Origin of the sequence: Alkalihalobacterium sp. APHAB7 (assembly GCF_048323755.1) — a bacterium.
GTDB lineage: Bacteria > Bacillota > Bacilli > Bacillales > Bacillaceae_F > Alkalihalobacterium.
In genome coordinates, this window is the sequence record NZ_JBLWFS010000008.1 from 66988 (window position 1) to 90674 (window position 23687).

21 protein-coding genes are annotated in these 23687 nt (G+C 37.2%); 6 read left to right on the top strand and 15 right to left on the bottom strand.

The annotated features are described in order from the left end of the window. Positions 1 to 14: 14 nt before the first annotated feature. Both ACNSTQ_RS10295 and ACNSTQ_RS10300 read right to left on the bottom strand, forming a co-directional pair. The gene (locus ACNSTQ_RS10295) at positions 15 to 1367 is read right to left on the bottom strand and encodes an NAD(P)-dependent oxidoreductase (RefSeq protein ID WP_418199834.1); all 1353 of its coding nucleotides are present in this window, start codon (positions 1365 to 1367) and stop codon (positions 15 to 17) included. 269 nt (positions 1368 to 1636) lie between these two features. Continuing rightward, the gene (locus tag ACNSTQ_RS10300; protein ID WP_418199750.1) at positions 1637 to 2527 is read right to left on the bottom strand and encodes a nitrilase-related carbon-nitrogen hydrolase; all 891 of its coding nucleotides are present in this window, start codon (positions 2525 to 2527) and stop codon (positions 1637 to 1639) included. Between the two features lie 598 nt (positions 2528 to 3125). Between ACNSTQ_RS10300 and fbpA the strand changes: the two genes are divergently transcribed. Beyond that, positions 3126 to 3302, top strand: a complete 177-nt coding sequence (gene fbpA, locus ACNSTQ_RS10305) for a Fur-regulated basic protein FbpA (RefSeq protein ID WP_418199751.1) — start codon at positions 3126 to 3128, stop codon at positions 3300 to 3302. Between the two features lie 110 nt (positions 3303 to 3412). On the opposite strand, the gene rlmN is transcribed toward fbpA, so the two are convergent. Then, positions 3413 to 4474: a 23S rRNA (adenine(2503)-C(2))-methyltransferase RlmN gene (gene rlmN / locus ACNSTQ_RS10310; RefSeq protein ID WP_418199752.1), complete on the bottom strand. Its 1062-nt coding sequence runs from the start codon at positions 4472 to 4474 to the stop codon at positions 3413 to 3415. 536 nt (positions 4475 to 5010) lie between these two features. Between rlmN and ACNSTQ_RS10315 the strand changes: the two genes are divergently transcribed. From ACNSTQ_RS10315 to ACNSTQ_RS10330, 4 genes are all read left to right on the top strand, one after another. Next, positions 5011 to 5862: an alpha/beta fold hydrolase gene (locus tag ACNSTQ_RS10315; RefSeq protein WP_418199753.1), complete on the top strand. Its 852-nt coding sequence runs from the start codon at positions 5011 to 5013 to the stop codon at positions 5860 to 5862. After that, on the top strand, positions 5855 to 7066 hold the full coding sequence (locus tag ACNSTQ_RS10320; protein WP_418199754.1) for a SpoIIE family protein phosphatase: 1212 nt from the start codon (positions 5855 to 5857) through the stop codon (positions 7064 to 7066). Before ACNSTQ_RS10315 ends, ACNSTQ_RS10320 begins: the two co-directional genes overlap by 8 nt. A gap of 106 nt (positions 7067 to 7172) precedes the next feature. Further along, on the top strand, positions 7173 to 7826 hold the full coding sequence (locus ACNSTQ_RS10325; protein ID WP_418199755.1) for an MtnX-like HAD-IB family phosphatase: 654 nt from the start codon (positions 7173 to 7175) through the stop codon (positions 7824 to 7826). Beyond that, positions 7823 to 8875 (top strand): iron-containing alcohol dehydrogenase family protein, encoded by a 1053-nt coding sequence (locus ACNSTQ_RS10330; RefSeq protein ID WP_418199756.1) that lies wholly within the window; start codon positions 7823 to 7825, stop codon positions 8873 to 8875. Before ACNSTQ_RS10325 ends, ACNSTQ_RS10330 begins: the two co-directional genes overlap by 4 nt. Positions 8876 to 9269: 394 nt before the next feature. Here ACNSTQ_RS10330 and ACNSTQ_RS10335 read toward each other — a convergent pair whose 3' ends face one another. The 12 genes from ACNSTQ_RS10335 to ACNSTQ_RS10390 all read right to left on the bottom strand — a co-directional run bounded on the left by ACNSTQ_RS10335 (position 9270) and on the right by ACNSTQ_RS10390 (position 23231). After that, positions 9270 to 9488: a KTSC domain-containing protein gene (locus tag ACNSTQ_RS10335; RefSeq protein ID WP_418199757.1), complete on the bottom strand. Its 219-nt coding sequence runs from the start codon at positions 9486 to 9488 to the stop codon at positions 9270 to 9272. Positions 9489 to 9581: 93 nt separating this feature from the next. Further along, positions 9582 to 10007, bottom strand: coding sequence for a universal stress protein (locus ACNSTQ_RS10340; protein ID WP_418199758.1), 426 nt, complete (start codon positions 10005 to 10007; stop codon positions 9582 to 9584). Between the two features lie 835 nt (positions 10008 to 10842). After that, positions 10843 to 11949 carry a PAS domain-containing protein gene (locus tag ACNSTQ_RS10345; protein WP_418199759.1) on the bottom strand — a complete coding sequence of 369 codons (1107 nt, stop codon included), beginning with the start codon at positions 11947 to 11949 and terminating at the stop codon, positions 10843 to 10845. Next, entirely contained in the window at positions 11942 to 12595 is a 654-nt protein-coding gene (locus ACNSTQ_RS10350) for a response regulator transcription factor (protein ID WP_418199835.1), read from the bottom strand. The genes ACNSTQ_RS10345 and ACNSTQ_RS10350 overlap by 8 nt, the downstream gene beginning before the upstream one ends. Positions 12596 to 12967: 372 nt before the next feature. Beyond that, positions 12968 to 13384, bottom strand: a complete 417-nt coding sequence (locus ACNSTQ_RS10355; protein ID WP_418199760.1) for a GAF domain-containing protein — start codon at positions 13382 to 13384, stop codon at positions 12968 to 12970. A gap of 259 nt (positions 13385 to 13643) precedes the next feature. Further along, entirely contained in the window at positions 13644 to 15173 is a 1530-nt protein-coding gene (locus tag ACNSTQ_RS10360; RefSeq protein WP_418199761.1) for an AbgT family transporter, read from the bottom strand. 483 nt (positions 15174 to 15656) lie between these two features. Beyond that, positions 15657 to 17375, bottom strand: a complete 1719-nt coding sequence (gene cydC / locus ACNSTQ_RS10365; protein WP_418199762.1) for a thiol reductant ABC exporter subunit CydC — start codon at positions 17373 to 17375, stop codon at positions 15657 to 15659. A 2-nt stretch (positions 17376 to 17377) separates the two neighbouring features. Continuing rightward, a complete protein-coding gene (cydD, locus tag ACNSTQ_RS10370; protein WP_418199763.1) occupies positions 17378 to 19093 on the bottom strand; it encodes a thiol reductant ABC exporter subunit CydD in 1716 nt (571 codons plus the stop codon). A 3-nt stretch (positions 19094 to 19096) separates the two neighbouring features. Beyond that, positions 19097 to 19198: a cytochrome bd oxidase small subunit CydS gene (gene cydS / locus ACNSTQ_RS10375; RefSeq protein WP_418199764.1), complete on the bottom strand. Its 102-nt coding sequence runs from the start codon at positions 19196 to 19198 to the stop codon at positions 19097 to 19099. A gap of 12 nt (positions 19199 to 19210) precedes the next feature. Beyond that, positions 19211 to 20227 carry a cytochrome d ubiquinol oxidase subunit II gene (locus tag ACNSTQ_RS10380; protein ID WP_418199765.1) on the bottom strand — a complete coding sequence of 339 codons (1017 nt, stop codon included), beginning with the start codon at positions 20225 to 20227 and terminating at the stop codon, positions 19211 to 19213. Continuing rightward, complete coding sequence (locus tag ACNSTQ_RS10385; protein ID WP_418199766.1) at positions 20224 to 21564, bottom strand: cytochrome ubiquinol oxidase subunit I; 1341 nt, start codon at positions 21562 to 21564, stop codon at positions 20224 to 20226. Before ACNSTQ_RS10385 ends, ACNSTQ_RS10380 begins: the two co-directional genes overlap by 4 nt. 797 nt (positions 21565 to 22361) lie before the next feature. Then, positions 22362 to 23231, bottom strand: coding sequence for a helix-turn-helix domain-containing protein (locus ACNSTQ_RS10390; RefSeq protein WP_418199767.1), 870 nt, complete (start codon positions 23229 to 23231; stop codon positions 22362 to 22364). A gap of 202 nt (positions 23232 to 23433) precedes the next feature. On the opposite strand from ACNSTQ_RS10390, the gene ACNSTQ_RS10395 reads away from it, so the two are divergent. Further along, complete coding sequence (locus ACNSTQ_RS10395; RefSeq protein ID WP_418199768.1) at positions 23434 to 23595, top strand: hypothetical protein; 162 nt, start codon at positions 23434 to 23436, stop codon at positions 23593 to 23595. Positions 23596 to 23687: the final 92 nt, after the last annotated feature.

Sequence of the window (23687 nt, forward strand, 5' to 3'; positions counted from 1 at the left end):
AACCTCCTCTTTTTTTATGCAGTTTCTGTTACTTGCTTAAATAATTGCTTATGGATCGCGTATGCTGTTTCTTTTCCTTGTTGAGCAGCCGATACTACCATCGCTTCTCCTTGTCCTTTACCAAAAATGACATCTCCACAGGCATAGACCTTTTCGTTAGACGTTTGGAACGTCCCCTCATCGATTTTAACGACACCGCCATCATGGTCTAAACCGAACTCCTCAATCAATTGAACGTATCTAGATTGACCAATCGCTTTAATAACAGCGTCTACTTGTAAAATAAACTCAGATCCTTCCACAGGTACAGGTCGTCTACGTCCACCTTCATCAGGCTCACCTAATTCCATCTTGATACATTCAATCGCAGTGACCTTGCCATTGTCATCGCCAATTATTCGTTTCGGGGCAGTTAACCATCGGAATTCAACACCATCTTGTTTAGCAAACTCGTACTCGAAATCATAAGCTGTCATCTCAGCTTCCGTTCGACGATAAAGAATTTTTACATTCTCAGCTCCAAGACGAACCGAACATGTCGCACCGTCAATCGCTGTATTTCCTGCTCCAATGACGACCGCACGTTTTCCTAAGAGATGATCAGAAACTTTATCTTTCGTTTCTTTAACGAATTCAATGGCATCGTGTACACCGTCTAAATCTTCACCGTCAATCCCTAGTTGTGGAACACTCGACATTCCGATTGCAAGAATAACAGCATCGTAGTTTTCCGTAAGCTCCTTAACTGAAACATCTGTACCGACTCGTGTATTCGTACGTATTTCGACGTCCAAGCTTTTCACTTGATCAACTTCCCAGAATGAAATAGCCTGAGGTAAGCGGAATGAAACGATACCGTACGTATTTAATCCACCCGCTTCTTTTTCCGCTTCAAAGATTGTCACTTGATACCCTAATAGTGCAAGTTCACGAGCAGCCGACAAACCGGCAGGCCCTCCGCCAACAATCGCAACTTTCTTTCCGTTTTTCTGACCGGCTTTGAATAATACTTGCTCATTTTTGATTGCCCAGTCTGTTGCAAATCGCTGTAAGTTTCCAATCATGATAGGTTTAGTAGAATGATTGAGAACACAAGCACCTTCACACAATTCCTCTGTTGGACAGACTCGCGCACAGCTTGCACCTATCGGGTTTGACGTCATGATTGTTTTTGCAGAACCTTTTAAATTTCCAGATGCGATTTTTTTAATAAATGTTGGGATGTCAATTCCAGTCGGGCAAGCGGTAATACAGGGTGCATCGTAACAATACAAACAGCGGTTCGCTTCTTCAATGGCTTCTTGATTAGACAAGCCTGGGTGGACTTCTTCAAAGTTTTTCTTTAAATCAACTAATGATATATTCATAGAGTTTTTCGGGTTCAATACAAATGCCTCCTTTATCAAATAAAGTAAAACTTTTCATTAGGGGCTTTTCAACGATCTAACTGCTTTATTCTAGAGCTTTGGTCGTAATTTTTTTATCGATCTATTACATTTTGAAAATAGAGGATGACTTTAGGTAAAGTGTCAGGCAACCACCGCTTAACCGTTAGAACTATGCATACACGCAGCTCTATTCTTGTGTAACCGGCGGAGTGAAGACACTTTTGAGTCACCCTCCTATCATTTTGTTATTATGGTAATAATGAAGTCATTTCTTCATATGTTTCCGGACGGCGGTCACGGTAGAATTGCCACGTATCTCTTACTTCACGGATCATTTTTTTATTCATTTCACCAATAATTACTTCGTCTTTATCACGACTTCCGATGGACACGAAGCTCCCTCGTGGATCCACTAAATACGACTGACCATAGAACTCACCCATGTTCCACGGGGCTTCTACTCCTACACGATTAATCGCTCCAACGTAAAATCCGTTAGCTACAGCATGAGCTGGTTGCTCTAGCTTCCAGAGATATTCAGACAAACCAGCAACAGTTGCCGATGGATTAAAGATGATTTCCGCACCGTTTAACCCTAGTAATCTAGCACCCTCAGGGAAATGACGGTCATAACAAATGTAGACCCCTACTTTTGCAAAAGCTGTATCAAAGACCGGATAACCTAGATTACCTGGCTTGAAGTAATACTTCTCCCAGAACCCGCATCCTTCATCACCAACAGCGACTTGAGGAATATGTTGTTTACGGTACTTCCCTAAGTATGATCCGTCTGCGTCAATAACTGCAGCAGTGTTATAGTAAGTCGCAATTCCTTCACGTTCATATATTGGCAGAACAATGACGACACCTAATTCTTTAGCTAAATCTTGAAAACGTTTCGTTGTAGGACCATTCGGAATTTCTTCTGCAGCATCATACCATTTCGGATTTTGTTCCGAGCAGAAATAGGGGCCATAAAAAATTTCCTGTAAACAGATAATTTGAGCACCTTTATCTTTAGCCTCTCTAACTAACTTTATATGTTTTTCGATCGCCTTTTCTTTATGAACCTCTACGGGCTCATCTCCATGTACATCGTTAGAAGCTTGAATAAGTCCAATTTTTACGTTATCTGACATTTCCATTCCTCCTTGATATATCAATACATTTATAAGATAAAGTAAAACTTAACTCCGAGGATATTCAATCATCCCACAAAGCTGAGTTAAACCAATCAACTTATTTCAGACACTTCTTACTAGCTTTATATTGAAAGTCGCTGTTCAACACAAATAAACTTTGTAAGCGTTTACATATTTTATTAGAACGGTAACGACTTTTCTACTACCTTTCTATGTATCCTTTTATCTACACGAAGGTATTATATAACTGAATATTTTGAAGTTTGAGTTAATTTTACATGCACTTGTAGGCTAATACACTATACAAAGTGTTAAATCGTGTTATTCAATTATTTATCATATTGTAAAATATACTTTTCTTCCTACCCAAAAATTCATTTAGGAGACTGAGGTTACATCTATCACCCCTTCATACCTTTTAATAACTCTAGTTATACCATACGATACTTGCAAAAATTGTAGTATTTTCGGTGTAATGAAAAATAGCTTGGCAGGTAATCTTTCATCTATAGTTAAAAGTTCCAATAGTTTGACAATTTCAACATAGGGACTTACAATGAACCTGTAAGCGTTTACAAGTAAGGAGGCTAGAACAATGTCCTTAATCACATCATACTCGAATGAGAAAGAACATCTAATCGATTCATTAATCAACTATCAACATTACAAAATGCCAGATGGCCGTCAGTTTTATGAAGCAACAGAGCAAGAATTAAAACTATTCCTACATTCTCAAAAAACTAATCAATATATACTTTGTGATGAAATATAACTTCTTGTTAAAGGCAAGAAAAAGCCAGTAGAAATGATTAATTAATCATTTCTACTGGCTTTTGTAATGAGAGTCTCCATAATCACGACTCACTTTACTCTTGGTCTACCTTATTGCTTTTGTTTAATTTGTTTACTTCTTAACTGTCCGCATGCCGCATCAATATCGGTTCCGTGTTCTTGACGAATGACACAGTTAATTCCATTCTTTTTCAACGTATCATAGAATGCCATGACAGATTCCTTTTCACTTCTTTGATATTGACTATGTTCATCTACCGGATTGTATGGGATTAGGTTTACATACGTTAAGCGACGACGATCTCCAATTAAATTAGCAAGTTCTTGAGCCGTTTCCCGTTGATCATTTACATCTTTTAATAAAATATATTCCAACGTAATTCGTCGGTTCGTTTTTTCAATATAATAATCTATAGCTTTCATTAATTTTTCAATCGGAATCGCACGATTAATTTTCATAATACGTGTTCGAAGTTCATTGTTTGGAGCATGTAATGAAATCGCTAAATTGACTTGCATTTTTAAATCAGCAAATTCATAAATCTTATCAGAAAGCCCACTCGTAGAAACGGTAATATGTCTTGCCCCGATTGCTAGACCTTTGTGATCTTTCATGATATCTAAAAAGTCAATCAGATTTTCGAAGTTATCAAATGGCTCGCCGATTCCCATCACGACAATGTGACTCACTCTTTCGTCTTTGCCGGCTTGGTCTAAATGATGTTGAACATTCATAATCTGTTCAACAATTTCTCCACTTGATAAGTCACGACTTTTCGTTAAAAGTCCACTCGCACAAAAACTACAGCCAATGTTACAACCTACTTGTGTTGTTACACAAACAGAAAGTCCGTACTTATGGCGCATTAACACCGTTTCAATTAAGTTTCCGTCCTGTAACTTAAATAAGAACTTAACTGTACCGTCGGCTGATTCTTGCTTTACATGCTCCCTTAAAGTATGAATGACATAATGTTCTTCTAATAGTTGCAAACACTCTTTATTAACATTTGTCATTTCTGCAAAATCTGTAACTCGCTTTCGATATAACCAGTCCCACACCTGTTGAGCGCGGAACTTTTTATGGCCGTGTTCCATTAACCATGCCGTTAATTTTTCTAATGTTAATCCATAAATGGAAGGTTTATTCATTTAATACCCTCTTTTCAATCTCCAAAATTTCTGGTAATTATCTAATAACTAGTATTAGTTTTATTATTGTCTCAAATTCTATATATTAAAACAAAAGCGGAAATTCGTCAAATGAAGTAACTTACAATCCGTTATATTGCTATCATCACGTAAAAGTAATTGGCTGTTTTCGTAAACTTTGTTGCTTTTGGACCGTTTTTTGAAAATAAAATAGCCTTTTCAAGACAAATTCATTTGTCTGAACGGCTATTTTATTTTTAAAAGCTTCACGCCTAGCGTGAAGAGCCAAGCATTCGCTTGGCTTACGGTCCAAAAGCACGGAGCAACAATCTTTGTAAAAAGAGCTTTTTAAAAAAAGAGCCAAACAATTAAACGTAAGGCCAACAATATGATAATCTATATAAAGATGAAAATAGTAAAAAAATATCTATTTACGCTCATTTTCCCTATTTGCTTTTAGTAAAAACAAAATATAATTAGACATAGGTATTACTATCTGTTTTTTTAATTCCGATCATTTCTTAAGGAGCTTTTACATGATTCAAAACATCCTATCTCAATCAAATGTTACGGTTAAAGGTCACGGGAAGCGAACCATTCTTTTCGCTCCAGGCTTTGGGTGTGATCAAAATATGTGGCGGTATGTATCTCCTGCCTTTGAAGCGGACTTTCGTGTGATCTTATTTGATTATATTGGTACAGGTCAGTCAGACATTCAAGCTTACGATCCCACTAAATATAACGACCTTTCAGCCTACGCTGAAGATTTAATAAGCATATGTTCCGCTCTTGATTTAAAAGAAACGATCTTTGTTGGACATTCTGTTGGAAGTACGATTGGAGTACTTGCTTCTATTCGAAGGCCTGACCTTTTTAAGCATCTTATTCTCATCGGTCCTTCTCCTTGCTACTTAAATGATCCGCCCGCTTACGCAGGAGGATTTGAACGAGAAGATCTTCTCGGCTTAATTGATATGATGGAGAGAAATTATATCGGTTGGGCTAAATTTTTTGCACCGACGGTTATGAATAATCCTGAACGCCCCGAATTAGCGCTAGAGCTTGAGGAAAGTTTTTGTTCAACAGATCCATTAATTGCGCGACAATTTGCTCTGACAACTTTCTTTGCAGACAATCGTAAAGATCTGGAAAAGGTATCTGTCCCTTCCCTTATTCTCCAATGTGCGAATGATGTTATTGCACCACTTGAAGTCGGTGAATTTGTTCATAACAACCTTGCTGACAGTACGCTTAAATTAATGCAAGCAACTGGACATTGTCCACACGTCAGCCACCCTAAAGAAACGATACAATTCATTAGTGAATATTTGCAACTGAGATTACCTGATCAAGACAACAAGAAAGTAGACGGTTATTACAATGGATGAGCAACTCAATTTCGCCCCGTGTGGTTATCTCTCAATTACGGATGATGGAACAATCATAGCGGTTAATCAAACTTTACTCGACTTTCTTGACTATACACGTGATGAACTACAAGATCAGCATATCAATCTGATACTAAGTGTTGCAGCACGAGCTTTTTATCAACTTTATTTCTTCCCCTTAATCAAATTAGAAGAGAAGGTAGAAGAAATGTACATTTCACTGCGCTCAAGTAATGGAAAGGATATGCCTGTACTTCTTAATGCAAAGCGCCAACATAGGTTAGGAACGTTCGTTAACGAATGTGTATTTATGCCCATGCACAAACGTAACAATTACGAAAGTGAACTTCTTGAGGCTAAGAAGCTCGCAGAAGAAGCTTTATCAGATAAAAATAAAGCTCTAACCGACTTAGAACGAGTTCTACATACGCTTGAGAACAAGCAAGAGGAACTTCTTAAGCTGAATGAACAAAATCAAAAATACCAAGAGAGAATTAACAAAGAACTCCAATTAGCAAAAAGCATTCAGGAGCAAGCTTTACCTGTTCCGATCGAGAATGATATTGTGCAAATTGCTTCGTACTATAAAGCATCTAGTGAATTATCTGGTGATATGTACGGGTATTACCAAATCGACCAGCACAAATACGGAATTATTATTTTAGATGTTATGGGACACGGGATTTCATCGGCTTTAATTACGATGTACCTTCGTTCGTTGTTCGAAAGGCTAATATCAAAGGGAGTGTCAGTCGATATCGTAATGAAAGAATTAGACCATCATCTTCACACACTCTTTGAAAACGATGAAAACGCAAGACACTATTGTACGGGTATTTACCTCGTAATCGACACCTTGTCGAAACAAATAGAGTACATCAACTCTGGGCATCCTTCTGCTGTCTGGCTTGATCGTAACGGTAAAGAAGTCGAGCTAGAATCGACAACACCTCCTATAGGATTAATCGATGGTTTAACGTTTGAGAAAGTAACATTTCCTTATTCTGAAAGCGGCCGTCTATTACTGTATACAGACGGCGTAACGGACTCCATCGGATTAGATACGTTACTTTCCTTATTTACACAAAATCCTACTATGCCCATAGAAGAATTGAAAGCAACGATTGTTCAATGTATTGAAGATAAAAAACATCCGGTTTATAACCGGGACGATCAATGTCTCATATTCATTGATATCTGTTAAATTCAATCCAGCGTTTATGAGTATGGTTCAAAGAAAACCTAATAATATTAATAAAACATTCAAAACCTAATTACCATATGAGAACATTTTCTTAGGAGTTGAACGTATGAAAAATTGGGCATTCGTTTCCGATTTTGATGGAACAATTTCAAATCAAGACTTTTATTGTTTAGTGATTGAGAAGTACTTTCCAGCGGGACGCGACCTCTTTAAAAAGTGGAAAGCACAAGAACTACTTGATATTGATTTCTTAAAGACTGTATTTTCTTCCATTCATCAAAGTGAAGAACAAATCATTAAGGACATATTATCCCTTCCGATTGACGACTATGTTCCGACATTTATTAGAAAAGTTCAAGAACAAAATGGAGATTTCTTTGTGTTGAGTGCTGGAACAGACTATTATATTTATCACTTACTTGAAAAACACGAAATTACAAATGTAAAAATCTTTTCAAACGAAGGTTTCTTTCGAGAAAAGAATATCCATCTAAACATTGACGAGACTCACCGGCATTATTCTAAAAGATATGGAATCGATAAATCCAAAGTCATTAAGGAATTAAAAAAAGAGTACGATACCGTTTATTTTATTGGCGACAGCGAACCAGATAGCCATCCTGCACAATATGCTGATTTGACATTCGCCAAGAATGGACTGCAAGAACTATTGAAAGAAAAAAACATCCCATTCGTTCCTGTTGAGACCTTTAAAGAGGTAGAAGCTTATTTAATTTCAAAAGGAGTGCTCAACTCATGATCACTCCTGTTACAAGTGTACCCATTCCTGCTATTTTAGAAATTAATAATGATGTTCTCGATCGCTTAGGCGAAATTCTACATAAGCATCAATTTACAAGTGTTGTCATTATCTTTGATGATTTCACGTTTGATCAGTTTAAAGAAGATGCTATGAAGGCTTGTTCTTTTCTGCATGTTGATACTCTTGTGCTAAATTCGAACCTCGATATACAAGACTTAATAAAAAAAGCTTTTGAAATACCACGTTATGATGCGGTCATTGCCATTGGGGGCGGATCGATCATTGATTATGGAAAATACATTGCATACGCTAGAAGAAGTCCTTTTATTAGCATTCCAACATCAGCTTCTAACGATGGGTTTGCCTCCAGCAACTGTTCCATTCACGTCGATGGAAAAAAGACAACCGTCCCTGCAAAAGTCCCCTACGGCATCTTAGCTGACTTAAGTATTATTAAGCTTGCGCCTAGACGGTTTATTTTAGCTGGTATTGGAGACTTAATGAGCAATATAACGGCTATTTATGATTGGGAATTTGAAGAACAACACGGAAAGAGTAATGTAAATGCATTTGCATCTATGTTAAGTAAAAAAGCTGTCAATAGCTTCATCCGTACTCCTATGACGGACATTCAAAGTCCAATCCTTTTAAAGGAATTAATTAGTTCAGCCACAATGGGAGGAATTGCAACTGCAATCAGTGGTAACAGTTCACCCATCAGCGGCTCAGAACATCTCATTTCACATGCATTAGATAAGATCGCTAGACAACCCGAGATGCACGGCATTCAAGTCGGAGTGGCTACTTATATCATGGCTAATGTGCAAAATCACCGGGCTGAACGAATGAAAAAAGTCTTTGAACGAACTGGATTTTTTAATTATGTGAAAACACTTCACTTAAAAAAAGAGGAATTCGCTAAAGCTATCCAGATGGCACCAAGCATAAAACCAAATCGCTATACATACCTGCACGACCCAACCTACCAAACAAAAGCTTTACAATTTCTTAACGAAGATCCTCTATTAAAGGAACTTTTAAAGTAAACAGAGTAAACTGCTATTAGGGAAGCCCCCTATAAAAATCAGGGTTAACCTTTTCATATTAATAAAACATATACTAAGCTATTAATACAAAAAAATTACCAATAAGTGCCTTACTTTCGAATTCTGTTTCGATGGTGGCACTTATTTTTGTTTAGAACATTAATTTTCACCCTCTTATCTGATCAAATTCCATAAAAATCCTTAAGGCTAATTAGGGGATTTCGCTATTAAAAGGTTCAGGAAAACTCCCGTTCACTTGCCTACAGTCCAATAGCTACAGAGTCTTCGAGATCAACGTCAAAAAGAGGGACACACCCACCATTTATAGGTAGGAATGATCCCTCTTTTCCTTATATACTCGGTTCTTTTATCTTCCGCTTTGATGAAAAGCAGATTAAGAAACCTTTCGTTCTTCGTATTGGTCCTTTATCTCTTTTAAATAATAGGCTTCTTTGTCGATAGCAGACATAAAGCTCACATAAGATTGTTCTGTTACCGCGTAGTAGATGTATAGATCGCCAGTTTTAAAACGTACGTGGAACTTCTTTGTTGTTTTATCATAGGCAACGGATTCAATATTTTCAGCATCTATTTTTGTAAAAGAAAGTGTCATTATTTTGTTCCTCCTATAAAATTTTACTTATTTATAGGTCTATAACCTATTACACTAAATTTAAACTTGATCTGGATTTTAAACAGACTATATTTATTTGACAACAAAAACATCGCATGGAGCTTTTTGAACAACATGGAAACTGACACTACCAAGAAAGAACCGCTTAATCCCACCTAACCCTCTATTTCCTAGCACAATCAAATCTACATCTTTGTTTTCAGCAAATTCAATAATTGTACTAGCTGCAGGACCTTTTAAAATAGCTGTTTCTTTTTCATTTGGTAAGTCATGAATTAATTCTTCGATGGCTTTAATTTTCTCCTCAGCTTCTTTTTGGTAGATTTCAGTCAAATATTGATAGTTGTGTGCTTCATAGCTAGCATTAGGTAAATCCCAAACAGTAACAACCAAAAGAGTTGTTTCGTTGTTTTGTTCCGCGATCTCCTTTGCTTTCAAGAGCGCTTTTTTACTCGTTTCAGATCCGTCATAAGCTACCAATAATTTTGAAGTATTCATAATTCATTTACCTCCATCAATTCATTTTTTTATTTTATAAGTTAAAAATTTTGAGTGCCTATAAATATATCTTGTTGTTTATGAATCAGTTGTTAACGTTATTTAATTGTTTGAGAGTTTACTATGATGCATCATCAACAATATGTAGCAAATTAAAAATGTTCCGATTAGACTAAGCATTTTGAAGTAACTCCCTTCGTTGATCTCTTTCCTAAATCATACCAACTGATTCGTAAAATTGTTATCGGGAGAACTCCTGAACTTTTTAGTGTCAAAAACCCCTATAATCGATAACAACCTCTCAGAAGATCGACGGAAACAAATAAGAGAGTATCTAAAAAAGACTACCTTTATATAAGGCAGTCTCTCTGGTTCTTCATATACGTTTAGCTATGCTTACTCCCACATATAGGGAAAACCCTGATCTAAATGGCCGCTTAGCTTCATTATTATCCAGTATAAGTAAAAACTTCAGTCTAAATTACTTTTTAGGTGATTTTTCCATAAATAGGAATAATATAAACTTAAATCCCAACTAAGACCGCTTAAATATCTAAATATGAAGGGTTTCGTTAAATAAGGGCCTCTCAGTCCGCAAAAAAAGTAAGCAAAATGAATTACATTTGCTCGTCTCTATTTCTTCCGTCGTAAAGCAGATACAAACACGGTGATCATTATTGATCCGATGTAGCTCGATTTATCATATCAAGGGTGAACGAAGTCTTGCTAATTGATTCGCCCTCGGCGCTGGAGCTAGCCATCTTCCAATCTTATGATTTCCTCTCGCATTCAAAAAAACCAAGCGATTGCTTGGTTTTTGCTAATGAAACGATCATCATGCTTTCGGTACAATTAATGTTACCGTCGTCCCTTTGTCTAGCTCAGACTGAATATGAAAGGTGCCATTTACACTTCTAGCCCGTTCTTCCATACTAAAGAGTCCGACGCCCTTTCCATTATTTCGGACAAACCCTTTTCCTTCATCCTTAATTGTCGCCTGAACGTAATCCTCAGTTTCTGTTAATGTTACATAAGCATCAGAAACGTTTGCATACTTAGCAATATTCGTTAACGACTCTTGAATGATTCGATAGAGGGTTGTTTCCTTTTGCATATCAAGACGCTTACGTAAATTACAGTTGAATTCAACATCAATCCCGTAGTACTGAGAGAATTTATCAATGTGCCGATTAATAGCCGGAACAACACCAAGGTCATCGAGCAGGGAAGGTCGTAAATCCCAAGCTAAACTTCTTATCTCCTCCATAATTCCGGACACTTCATTACGTAGTGTTTCCATGGAAGAATAATTATCCTCACTCATCATTCGATCCATATGGATAATTAAAGAAAATAAGCTTTGTCCAATCCCATCATGCAGCTCACGTGAGAACCGTTTCCGTTCTTCTTCTTGAATTTCTAATACCCGGTTCATCATCACTTTTAACTCTTCTTCTGCCTTCTTTAACTGTGTTACTTCATTACGTATCGCCAAATATTGATAAGGGACACCCTCACTGGATAAAAACGGAACAATCGTTGTGTTCACCCAATAATAGGAACCATCTTTTGCCCTATTTTTAATCTCGCCCTTCCAAACCTTGCCCGAAGATATCGTTTTCCATAGGTTAGTCATGAACTCTTTGTCATGAAAACCTGAGTTTATAATTCTATGATCTTGTCCAATAAGCTCTGGTCTGTTGTACTTAGAAATCTCACAAAATTTATCGTTTACATATTTAATTTGACCTTTATGATTTGTGATAGCTACAATAGATGATTCATCTAATGCAAACCGAATATCTGTCATTTCTTTGAGTGATTGCTTTAGGTCATCTCGAAATAATGAGTCTGCAATATGTTGGTCTATCTCTTTTAAGAGACTCAGTTCACTTTGTCCAAAACCTTTTTGCTCTCTTTCAAAGCCTTTATCATTAGTCAAAGTTAAGCAGTCCTTTCTGCAACGCATATTTCACTAATTCCGGTCTCGTTTTAAGGTGAAGTTTTTCCATGATATTACTTTTATGTGTTTCAACGGTCTTTACGCTAATAATGAGATTTTCAGCAATTTCTTTATTAGAATAACCTTTAGCAATCCACTCAAGTACTTCTCTTTCACGTTGAGACAGGGATTCAAACGTTTTAGAATTTCCGCCATTGCTTAACTTTTCCATATACTCACTCATTAATCGCTTTGTAGCTATTGGATTTAAGTAAGCATTTCCTGTAGAAACCGATTGGATGGCTGCTAGCAACTCTTCATGAGGTGAGCTTTTCAAGATATATCCAGAAGCTCCTGCATGGATGGCATTAAATAAATACTCATCATCATCGTGCATAGTCAAAACTAAGATCGCAGTATCAGGCAACAGCTGTTTAATTTCAGTTGTTGCAGCTAAGCCACCTTTTCCTTGTGGCATACTTAAATCCATCAAAATTACATCAGGCTTCAATTCTTGAGCCTTTCGGATCGCTTCATCTCCCTCTGCGGCTTCCCCTACAACTTCTATATCATTTTTACCGTTTAAAAGCATCGTCAGGCCTGAACGTACAACGATATGATCATCAACGATAAGGAGCTTAATCATACTCATACCTCACCTTCTACAGTATCCTATCTGTATCATTTCTACTAATTTTATAGTACTAACGTTATTAATAGTATATCAAATTACCTTACATTGAAATGGAAACTTTTATTACTTACATTCCATTTTTATTATACCAACTTTTTTATAATATTTTAATATACCAACCTTTTTTATCATTATTTCATGTCGCCTCTTTCTATCTCCTATCTGGTTAAGTCTAATTACAAAAGGCAGTATACGAAAACGACCAAACAAAAAAAAGCGATGTCACCTCTTAAGCATAACTTAAAAAGCAGCATCACTAGTACTCTTCTATATAATTAGTGGCAACATGGGGTAGAAAAACTCTATCGTCTTAGTATTTGTTAGTTATTTTTCAACACCTAAAAGTAATGCAACTTCTTTCGTTTTGTCGACAATCGTTTCAATTTCCTCTTGTGAATAAACGCGGTTGCTTCGGCTTCCTACAAGTAAAACCCCTTTTATCTCATTATCTAGGAAGATAGGTGCAGCAATCGCAGCAAAGAGTTTCTCTGCAAGCATGATGGGGGATTCTAGTCGCTTCTGACTTGCGTTAGGAAGACGATCATCAATAACAATCATTCGTCCATGACGAGCAACTGCGCCGATTAAACCACTGCCGTACTTCTTCCGCATCCCCTTATACTTTTCGTTTAAACTGCCAACTGCTTCTCCCCAGTAAATGTGATGACTAATTGGAACTACGAAAGCTATTGCTGCAAAATCGCTAGACGTTTTTAAATTAAGTTCCTCTAATATATGCATCTCAACTACATCTCCACTATATTTCTATTTTCCATCTATAATTATTCTATCTTGTTTTTAAGAAAAAGTAATTCAGGAAAAACCCTGATTTTTTGATAATCTCTTATATAATTTTTAACAATAATAAAAATCAAAAGGCTGTTTTCGTAAACTTTGTTCCTTTTGGACCGTTTTCGCTTCATGCTATGCGTGAAGAGCCAATCAAAAAGAGGCTGACTCAAGGCCAACCTCAACCATTTCTTGCATTATAGATGATAGATTACATCGTAATACCTGGACCTATAGGTAATCCTACTAACACCCAAATAATGAGTAACACAATCCATGCCCCTAAGAAGAAAATAGAGAATGGTAGCATTAGAGAGAATAGAGTCCCAAATCCAGCCTTTTTATCGTAGTCCTTCATAAACATTAACAACATCGGAATGTATGGGTTTAACGGTGAAATAATATTCGTTGAAGAATCAGCAATTCTAAATCCTAACTGAACAAATGCAGGATCATAACCCATTATCATAAACATTGGAATAAAGACTGGCGCCATTAATGCCCACTGTGCCGATCCACTAATAATAAATAAATTCAGAATTGCAGTTAATAGAATAAAACCAATAATAACCGGTAAGCCTGTCATATTGACGCTTTGAAGCAAGTCAGCAAATGAAACGGCCATCCAGATACCAATGTTTGACCAATTAAAGTAAGCAATAAATTGAGCTACTGCAAAGACAAGTACGATATAGCCGGACATGTCTTTCATTGCCTCACCCATTAACGTCGGAACATCACTAGTATTCTTGATTTTCCCTACCGAAGCCCCGTACACAATTGCTAATGTAATAAAGAAAAATAGAATAATAGGAACAATTCCAGAAATGAATGGTGATGGTACAAGTCCACCATCTTCTGCTCGAAGTGGAGAACTAGCTGGTAAAACGACCATTGCTAATAAACCAAGATAGGCTACAGCAGCAATACCTGTACGACGTAAAGCTTTAGTTTCTTCTTTTGTTACTTCAAACGTTGTGTCAATTGCTTTACCTGTGTAAGTACCAAGCCTAGGCTCAATGATTTTTTCAGTAACTAATGCGCCAACAATGACTAGCATGACTACTGACGCACTCATAAAGAAATAGTTGTCAACAGGTGTTACGATAACTGTTGGATCTACCGTCTTCGCTACCTCAGTCGAAATACCTGAGAGAAGTGCATCTGTACCAGCAACAATGAAGTTTGCTGTAAAACCAGCACCTACCCCAGCAAAACCTGCGGCTAAACCTGCAAATGGATGACGGCCAATTGCATAAAAGACCATAGCGGCTAATGGCGGAATAATAATATAAGCTGCATCTGATGCTAAGTTCCCTAGGACCCCTGCTGTAATAACAGCATAAGTTACAAGACTTTTTGGAGTATTTAAGATGGTCTTTTTCATAAATGCTTCAAAAAGTCCGACTTTTTGAGCGATCCCTATCCCTAACATCATCGTAAGGACAAGACCTAACGGTGCAAATCCAGAAAAATTGGAAACCATTGATCCCGTAATATATTGGAGACCTTCTCCTGAAATTAAGCTTTTAATATGTACTTCTTCCTCTGTACCTGGGTGAAATACACTAACATTGAAGAAGCTTAATATTGCTGAAAATACCATTGTGGCTGCTGCCAAATAAACAAATAGCATAAAAGGATGCGGAAGCTTATTTCCTACACGTTCGACAACATTCAAAAACTTCATCATCGGTCCTATTTTTGCTTCATTTTCATTTTCTAATTGTAAACGACTCATGTGTTACCTCCTTTAGAAAAATTAGTGTAAAGGTTGCAACAACTAGTGTAAAGCGTTTACAACTAGCAAACAACTATATTAGTAAAATATCTACTATATCTAATACTATGATTTTTCTGTTAATTATTACTAAAATCCTTTTATATCAATAAGCATTGTCGATTTACAATCACTATGAAGCTATAAAGTAATTCTTTTTAGAATTTTTCTAAAATAACTAAATGAACAAATTCGAATAGAGTTCCTGTCAAAATGGCTTTGGGTGCGTTCTATTGTAGTTGATACAAATCATGAGGAATAGTAATGTATGTGGCCTTGCTAAATTAAGAACACTCTTCTACGATTGGCAATCGAATACAAAAAGGACTCTATTCCTAAGAGTCCTAGTAATAATAATAATTCTAGTGCTGTTAAAGAGTATTGTTGTTTTGGGGCTCATTGCCCAAAATCAACGGATATCAACAGTATTTTTTAACATAGCTTTTATTTTAATATACTTTTCTCAATTTGTTTTAACTGATAAAAATACCCTTCAGCCTCCATAAGTTCTGTGAACGTGCCCTTTTCCACAATTTCCCCTTGATCCATGACGATAATTTGGTCCATCTGTTCTAGCCCTTCAAGCCTGTGACTAACAACGACTACCGTGTCTTCCTTCGCCTTTTTATACAACAATTCATAAAGGCGACGTTCTGTCCAAGAATCGAGTGATGAAGTCGGTTCATCCAGCAGCCAGAACGAAGCACCTTTTGCAACAGCTCGGGCCATCGCAAGCCGTTGTCTTTCTCCACCTGATAAGTTTTGCCCTTTCTCCAAGACAGGATCAGATAATTCAAGGTGTGACAGTTGTACATCGGCTAATAATTGTTTTAGTTCTTCATCTGTCAAATCGTTCGATGATAATAATAGATTTTCTTTAATCGTTCCATTAAAAAAGTGATTTTCTTGCAAGATAACATTCGAGTTTTCCCAAGCGCTTTCTTGCTTAAGCTCGTTTATATTCGTACCACTTAATAATAGTTCACCTTCATTGGCGACTTGTAATTTCAACATCAAACTCAACAATGTCGATTTCCCAGAACCACTCGGCCCAACGATCGCTGTTTTTGAACCAGCCGGTAAATATAAGTTAACATCATTCAATGTTTTACGTGGTTCCGCAGGAAACGTAAGATGAATTCCTTTCAGTTCAATTGATGGTGCACCACTCGGAAAAGAACTCATCCCAACAGTTGAAGTCCATGCTCGATCATCTTCATTTACGACCGAGCCCAGTCGTGTTGCCGCTCTCTTGCTTTCTTCATAAAAAACGGGAAAAGCCGCCATTGGTGTCGAATGATCAAATACTGTTAAACTAACCATCACGAGCATAGCTAGAAAAAGTCCATCTAAGCTTCCATTGGCCACTGAATAGGCTCCAGCCGCTAGTACAGACCAAACGATAATTAAAGAAACGGCTGTATTGAAGGATTGATTATACAAGGCGTGTTGTCCTGCTTGTTGATCTTCTTGAATATAGGCATTTGATGCAGCAACAAGTTGTTGTTCTTTTTCTTCTAACTTTTGATGGATTTTCAACTCACGAAAGCCTTGAAACCATTCAGTGACTTCTGTAGATAAATGACCTCGTTCCTCCCGTATTCGATTACTAACCTTTTTCTGCTTGTACGCAAACCAAGCTGGAATTACTACCCCTGTTAAAAGTAGACCTATCGTTAGTAGAATAACAATCGCAATCGAATAAAAGGATACAAATAGTATCGTACTTAGAAAGACAGTCACCATAATAATCGGCGGGTACAAAACACGCAGGAAGAAGTTTTGTAAGCTTTCCACATCACCGACGATACGGGCAAGCAGGTCACCACTACGATATTTTGATAACATGCTCGGTGCAAGCTTTTCTAATCTGTCAAAGAAATGAACACGTAAATCACTTAACATGGTGAATGTCGCTCTATGAGAATAATATCGTTCCCCATACCGACTCGTTGCACGCAAGATACTGCCCATTTTAACAACGGCAACCATAACTAATAATACATATAACGGGGGTTGGAGAGCAGCTTGTGAAATTAAATAACCATTTGCAGCAAACAAACCGACAGCCGTTATTCCTGCAACATAGGCAAATACGATAGATAGAATTACATCTTTCTTTTTTAACATGATAATTCGGATCGTATTTAATAACTCATGCATCACTACTCCTCCTCCTCGTTTTTAGAGAACAGTTTCTTATAAGATGAAACAGATGCTTTCAACTGTTCATGAGTTCCTTGAGCTTTCAATTCTCCGCTTTCGAGAAATAAAATGTGATTCGCTTCTTTAATGGTCTGTAACCTGTGAGCGACAGTAATAACTGTTGAAGTTTGGGCTAATTCCTTCATTGACTTTTGCAGTATTTGCTCTGTGAATAAATCAAGACCTGTTGTTGGCTCATCAAAAAGTACAATCGATGGCTTCTTAAGAAAAGCACGAGCTAATGCAATTCGTTGTTTCTCACCACCAGAAAGCCCTCTTCCACCTTCCCCAATTGGAGTATTATAACGCTCTGGCAACGTTTCAATTAAGTCAGAAATCCCAGCTTTAACAGCAGCCTCCTCAATTTCAGATGTAGATGCTTTCGTACCAAGCGCAATATTCTCTGTAATTGTCCCAGAAAATAAATAAGGGTGTTGTGTGATATAACTAATATGGCTGAACCAATCTTCTTCTTTATAGTCTAAACGCTCATGTCCATCTACGAGTACTTCTCCTTCTTGCGGACGGATTAATCCTGCAACAATATGAAGAAGTGTCGTTTTACCAGATCCACTTTTTCCTACAATAGCAATCTGGCCATTCATTGGAAGGTTGGCATTTATATCGCTTAATGTAAATCCTTTTGTCTCATATTGAAAATTAACGTTTCTTAATTCTAATGAAACAGGTGCTTTTGTTAATGAACGGTTCCCCCACGTATGTGTTTGTTCCACTTGTGAAAGTTCTCGTTCAATTTTTTCGGATGCCCCCGTACTACTACGACCTGCATGAAAAGCACTCCCTAGCTCCTTTAACATATTGTAAAATTCAGGAACGAGTAAAAGAATGAAAAAAGCGGTAAAAAAACTAATTTCATTGAAAACAACGAGACGAAAACCCAACTCTAGTGCAACAAGTCCAATACTAAGCATTGAGATAAACTCAAGCATTAAAGACGAAGTAAAAGCTACTTTTAAGATTTTCATCGTTGCATCTCGAAACTCTAAACTACTTTGACGAATCACTTCTTTGTAATGTTTCGATCGCCCATATAACTTTAAGCTCAAAAGACCTTGAAGTGTATCCAAGAATCGGCCTGAGAAAGCTGTTAAACTATCAAGCTTTTCCTCTGACTTTTGTTGCGTCATTTTACCAATAATAATCATAAATATCGGAATAAACGGGGCTGTAAATAAAAGAATTAACCCTGAATATACGTGTTGCGTGAAAACAACGACTAAGATCATCAATGGAACAACAGTCGTTATAATTCGTTGCGGCACATACTTACTAAAAAAGTTATCAAGTTCATCAACGGCATCCATCATCACACTTACTTTTTGACCAGATTGTCCTTTGTAAGATGACATTAATGAATGACTGGAGTACACTAGCAGCAGCCGCTTACGATAATTTGCCTTTACTTGAGCCGCCATTTTCAAGCCGATCTTTCCACTCCAATACGAGAGAAAAGACCGGAAAATAAAGACGGCTAACAAGAGTAATAAGAAAGCTGTTACTTGATCAAATGAAACTTGATTTAAGAAAAGATCATCTACAATTGAAACAATCAAAAACGATTGCATAATAATAACGATTCCGAATGCAATGGCTAGTGCAAAAAGCGTATAGTACCGGCCCTTTTGTTCCTTGGCAAGCTTTTGCAGTGTTTTCATGGTCTAGTCCTCGTACTTTGTACTTTTAGTGGCTACGAATAAGGAAAAAATCATCGCAAGCACGACAACTAGTAGCGGTGCATAAAACAGTAAAAAGTTGTGCATAGTTTTTCCTCCTTATACATTACCTTTTTTAATGTAAGGCTTATTCATCACAAACAGCTTAAATACTAAATATAGCGACGGAATGAGTAACATTAACCCTAAAATAAATACGACAATCAATGCATAAGCCATCGTTTCATTCGTAAAACTGTCATAAATCGTTAAGTGCGGATACAATAAATACGGATAGCGTGACACGCCGTAACCATAGAAAGCACAAGCAAATTGAAGAACAACAAATATAAATGACCAACCGTATTGTCTTGTTTTTAAAAACCATAAACTAACGACAAAACATACAAATGATACAGCAAACACCCACCAGAGGGAGAGTAAACCTTCGAAATGTGCAGGGTTATGCCATTTCATTTCTATAATTATCCCGAGAGCTGTGATGATCGTAGGAAAGCTCCAAATCCAAGTGTATTTTCGGAATAAACGAAGCGCCTTCTGATCTTCCGCTACTGAAGAATAATAAGCTAAAAAGCTCGCAGATATAAATAACACACTGACAAGACTAAGCAGTACGATCGACCATGCGAACGGACTCGTGAGCAGGGCAATATAGTCTAGCTCGATCCCGCCCCAAGATGTCTCTCGAATAAAGCCGCCTTGAGACACAATTAAAGCCGTCGACAGTGAAGCAGGGATAAGAACACCTGTAACACCGTACATCAGTGTATATCCTTTATGCCCCTTCGTACCGTAAGTTCCAAACGCATAATAACTTCCTCGTAACGCCAACAAAATAATCGAAATACTAATAGGTATCAATAAAACCGTCCCAAAATAATAAGCGGTCTTCGGAAAAAATCCAATCATTCCAACAAAAAAGAATACAAGAAACACATTCGTAATCTCCCATACAGGAGATAAATATCGCTGAATGACATTATTTACGATATGATGCTTCCCCGTAACGATCGTGGAAGCATTGAAAAATCCCGCTCCAAAATCGATGGAGGCTACAATGACATAGCCAAATAGGAACAACCATAATACCGATATTCCTAGTATCTCAATCGTCATTTTGCAACACTCCTTTGTTCGTTCGAAAGTTTCTCTAACTCACGCTCAACCGGATTCTTTTTAAACATACGAACCAATACAACTGCAGTTCCAACCATCAAGATAAAGTAAAGAACGGCAAATGCGATAAACATAATCCAGACATGAGGTGAGTCTGTCGCACCTTCTGCAGTCGTCATATATCCATTCATAATCCATGGTTGACGACCTACCTCGGTAAACCACCATCCAGCTTGAATAGCAAGCATCGCTAGTGGTCCAGTCGTAACGAGTAAGAAACGAAACGCACGCGTTTTTATAAATGCCCAATTTCGTGACAAAGCAATCCAATAAATAAATGAAAGAACCGTTAAACCTACACCGATCGTTACCATAATGTCAAAAAAGTAATGAACAACGTACGGCGGATGATACTCTTCTGGAATATCATTCAAACCAGTTACAACTCCAGATGGATGATTATGAACAAGAATACTAAGTGCATAAGGAATTTTAATACCGTATTTCACTTCATTCTCTTCGGTTAACACACCAAATAGGACAAGTGGTGCTTCCGCTTCTGTCTCAAAGTGCCATTCTGCAGCTGCTAATTTTTCAGGTTGATATTCTGCTAGAAACTTTCCTGATAAATCTCCAATAAGCGCTGTTGCCACACAAAAAATAAATCCTACCTTCATCGTTAAAGCGAGTCCTTTACGATGATATTCATGACGATTACCACGTAGCAAGTGGAAAGCAGCAATCGATGCAAGGACAAATGCTGAAGTCATATAAGCAGACGTTAAAACGTGTGCTACTTTCGTAGGCATTGCCGGGTTAAACATCGCAAGTAGTGGTGAAATATTAACTAACTCACCGTTCATTAATGTAAACCCTTGCGGTGTATTCATAAACCCATTGACTGAAGTAATAAATAATGCGGACATGGTCGCGCCTAATACGACTGGAGCAAGTAAATAAAAATGATGCTTCGGGTTTTTAAAACGATCCCAAGTATATAAGTAAATTCCGAGAAAAATGGCCTCAAAGAAAAAGGCGAATGTCTCCATAAATAGTGGCAGTGCAACAAGCTGACCGGCAAACTCCATAAATCGAGGCCATAAAAGCGCAAGTTGCAACGCGATCGCGGTTCCCGTTACAACACCAACGGCTACACTGATAACATAACCACGGGCCCAACGTTTAGCCATTAAAAGATAATGTTCATCTTGTCTTCTGAGACCGATCCAATGAGCAAGCATAATCATGACAGGGATACCAACACCAACTGTTGCAAAAACTACGTGTACGGACAGCGTCAACATCGTTAAGTAGCGACTAAATTCAACCGACTCCATTTTTCCCCTCCTCTAACTACGTTTCTATATCAATATAAAACTATATGTATAGTGTATACCTGATTTGTTTGTGAAATATATCACATATTAAACAATTCTGTTACAAAGGATTGAGAATTCCGTGGCAGAAACGTGAGCAATTTGTGGCAGACAGGGAAAGTGGTGGGGGTTGCTTGGCGGCGGCAAGGGGGTGCTTGCTTAATGATAACAAGCGGTTGCTTGGTGCTTACAAGTGCCGAGGGTGGACAACTTCGTTTTCTGGTTTTTGGACACATTTGATGGATCAGGGGAGCAGGCTGCGCTACAACAATTTTGCTGGTACCTGGTACCATGAATAAGAATGGGCACCCCTATCCGTTCACTTAGCGCGGGCGTATGGACTGTAACTGATCCGTTGCAATAACTCTATAATCTAAGATTCATAGTTAAATTAATACTAGTTTCTTTTTAGGGGACTGAGAGGCCCTTATTTTATCGAAAACCTTCGTATTTCGATATTTCCCGGACTCACAGGCCCTTATTTAATCAAAATCACTGAGAAACATCGCAAATAGTAGTAAATAAGGGCTTCTGAGTCCTCTAACACAAGAAAAATTAAACTTTCGACAGGAATAAGGGCCTGTTAGTCCCCTAATTTACTTTCAAAGGATGTACTCGAACCTATTGAAAGGCTTATGTTTGAAAAAGAGAAAAAAACAGATACATTAGGTAGAGAGCCCTCTTATATCTGCCTTTGCTCTTACACTTTTGTCGCTTGGTTTAATTCCAACATAAATTAAAATAGATCCGTGAACATACTACAGCTTTGCGGCTTCTTCCATCTTTAGCTCGATATGCTCTATATATCTTTGATTTCCTTGTAATTTAAATATGGATATAGCACTTTCAAAGTGTGTTAATGCACTCTCACATTTTGTAAGTAACATGAAATTATAAGCCATATGATAATGAAGTTCTCCTAAGAGGTACATCAGATGGTTTTTCATACATAATTGTATGGCTTTTTTACACTGTTCGATAGAAGCCTCATACTGCTCTTTTCTCGTAAGTGCTTTAGCTAAGTTATACAAAAGGCGGACTCTTATATCTGTAGGTTTGTTATCATTAGTAAATTGTTTTAATGCTTTGACATAGTTGGTAATAGCTTCATCATAATGCCCTGTTTCAAAGTGAACGATGCCCATACTGTTGACTATTTCTATCTCCCGTTCTGAGTAGACTTCTTCACTAACGTTTGTTATCAGTAACGCCTCTTGCAGGACTGCTAAAGCTTTCTTTGCGTCATGATTTAAGTGAAATTCACAAATCCCTTCATGCCACATCACAAATTGACGGTATTTATACACTTCTTGGAATAACGGACTTGCTTTTTCAAGCTGAACTTGTTCGTAGAGTTCACCATACTTCTTTTTTCTTACCAGCTGTCTCATTTGGGACTGAACTTCAATAACATAATCTAATTTTTTATAAATGGTTAAATCTAAAATGTAATTCACATTTGTACCAAGTCTTTCCGCTAAACTATGTAAAGTCGATGTCAGCGGGAGAACATATCCCTTCTCAATTTTACTAATTTGAGCTTGCGTGCATATGCCCTTTGCTAAATTTTTTTGAGACATTCCTCGTTGTAAGCGTAATTCTTTAATTTTTATTCCTAACGTATCCATTTCTTTTCCCCCTATCAATGTATTCAGGAATTCTTTGTAATGTTTTAAACGAAATATGCCTAGAGTTATATCACCTGAGATAAAAGGAATTAAAACTTTGATATAATACTATATTTTTAATTATAATCACAATATTCTATTAATTAAAAATATAATAAATGAGTTATAATCTAATATATTCATAAAAAGAGGTGGTTTCAATATGAAAAAGAGAATTATGATTGGATTTTCATGCTTAGTTATTGGTTTAATGTTACAAGGAAACTACGGCACTACCCCTTCAAATACGTTGAATGAAAAACTATCTGTAGTTGCTATGAACGAAAATCTTACTACTCCCACAGAGTTGCCTTCAGAACACTAGAAAATAGTATGATATAAATTTCAATCATCGAAGGTAAAAATGAGGCGTCCCTAAAAATTTAGGGACACCTCATTCGTTTCTATACTCTTTTA

Excerpts from the sequence above, each read along its gene's own strand:
- ACNSTQ_RS10295 (WP_418199834.1), bottom strand. The coding sequence starts at position 1,367 with ATGAATATATCATTAGTTGATTTAAAGAAAAACTTTGAAGAAGTCCAC.
- ACNSTQ_RS10300 (WP_418199750.1), bottom strand. The coding sequence starts at position 2,527 with ATGTCAGATAACGTAAAAATTGGACTTATTCAAGCTTCTAACGATGTA.
- fbpA (WP_418199751.1), top strand. The coding sequence starts at position 3,126 with ATGTCCTTAATCACATCATACTCGAATGAGAAAGAACATCTAATCGAT.
- rlmN (WP_418199752.1), bottom strand. The coding sequence starts at position 4,474 with ATGAATAAACCTTCCATTTATGGATTAACATTAGAAAAATTAACGGCA.
- ACNSTQ_RS10315 (WP_418199753.1), top strand. The coding sequence starts at position 5,011 with ATGATTCAAAACATCCTATCTCAATCAAATGTTACGGTTAAAGGTCAC.
- ACNSTQ_RS10320 (WP_418199754.1), top strand. The coding sequence starts at position 5,855 with ATGGATGAGCAACTCAATTTCGCCCCGTGTGGTTATCTCTCAATTACG.
- ACNSTQ_RS10325 (WP_418199755.1), top strand. The coding sequence starts at position 7,173 with ATGAAAAATTGGGCATTCGTTTCCGATTTTGATGGAACAATTTCAAAT.
- ACNSTQ_RS10330 (WP_418199756.1), top strand. The coding sequence starts at position 7,823 with ATGATCACTCCTGTTACAAGTGTACCCATTCCTGCTATTTTAGAAATT.
- ACNSTQ_RS10335 (WP_418199757.1), bottom strand. The coding sequence starts at position 9,488 with ATGACACTTTCTTTTACAAAAATAGATGCTGAAAATATTGAATCCGTT.
- ACNSTQ_RS10340 (WP_418199758.1), bottom strand. The coding sequence starts at position 10,007 with ATGAATACTTCAAAATTATTGGTAGCTTATGACGGATCTGAAACGAGT.
- ACNSTQ_RS10350 (WP_418199835.1), bottom strand. The coding sequence starts at position 12,595 with ATGATTAAGCTCCTTATCGTTGATGATCATATCGTTGTACGTTCAGGC.
- ACNSTQ_RS10355 (WP_418199760.1), bottom strand. The coding sequence starts at position 13,384 with ATGCATATATTAGAGGAACTTAATTTAAAAACGTCTAGCGATTTTGCA.
- ACNSTQ_RS10360 (WP_418199761.1), bottom strand. The coding sequence starts at position 15,173 with ATGAGTCGTTTACAATTAGAAAATGAAAATGAAGCAAAAATAGGACCG.
- cydC (WP_418199762.1), bottom strand. The coding sequence starts at position 17,375 with ATGCATGAGTTATTAAATACGATCCGAATTATCATGTTAAAAAAGAAA.
- cydD (WP_418199763.1), bottom strand. The coding sequence starts at position 19,093 with ATGAAAACACTGCAAAAGCTTGCCAAGGAACAAAAGGGCCGGTACTAT.
- cydS (WP_418199764.1), bottom strand. The coding sequence starts at position 19,198 with ATGCACAACTTTTTACTGTTTTATGCACCGCTACTAGTTGTCGTGCTT.
- ACNSTQ_RS10380 (WP_418199765.1), bottom strand. The coding sequence starts at position 20,227 with ATGACGATTGAGATACTAGGAATATCGGTATTATGGTTGTTCCTATTT.
- ACNSTQ_RS10385 (WP_418199766.1), bottom strand. The coding sequence starts at position 21,564 with ATGGAGTCGGTTGAATTTAGTCGCTACTTAACGATGTTGACGCTGTCC.
- ACNSTQ_RS10390 (WP_418199767.1), bottom strand. The coding sequence starts at position 23,231 with ATGGATACGTTAGGAATAAAAATTAAAGAATTACGCTTACAACGAGGA.
- ACNSTQ_RS10395 (WP_418199768.1), top strand. The coding sequence starts at position 23,434 with ATGAAAAAGAGAATTATGATTGGATTTTCATGCTTAGTTATTGGTTTA.